This is a genomic window from Vibrio sp. 10N.222.46.A1 (assembly GCF_041473595.1).
GTDB lineage: Bacteria > Pseudomonadota > Gammaproteobacteria > Enterobacterales > Vibrionaceae > Vibrio > Vibrio tasmaniensis_A.
Genome location: NZ_JBFRSN010001535.1, coordinates 1 through 337, shown reverse-complemented (window position 1 = coordinate 337; position 337 = coordinate 1). Strand labels below are relative to the sequence as shown.

General features: G+C 47.2%; 1 pseudogene. It reads left to right on the top strand.

The features are described from left to right. Positions 1 to 337, top strand: a pseudogene (trmE, locus tag AB4496_RS27920) (tRNA uridine-5-carboxymethylaminomethyl(34) synthesis GTPase MnmE); the annotation flags it as partial.

Sequence of the window (337 nt, the reverse complement as noted above, 5' to 3'; positions counted from 1 at the left end):
GACCAAGGTATTGCACTTTACTTCCCTAACCCACATTCGTTCACAGGCGAAGATGTGTTAGAGCTGCAAGGCCACGGTGGTCCTGTGGTTATGGACATGCTGATCAAACGTATCCTATCCATCTCAGGTGTGCGTGCTGCGCGTCCTGGTGAATTCTCTGAGCGTGCCTTCTTGAATGACAAGATGGACTTAACACAAGCAGAAGCGATTGCTGACCTGATTGATGCCAGCTCAGAAGAAGCGGCGAAATCTGCACTACAATCCCTGCAAGGTGAATTCTCTAAACGCATTAATACGCTGGTAGATTCTCTGATTTACTTAAGAATCTACGTTGAAG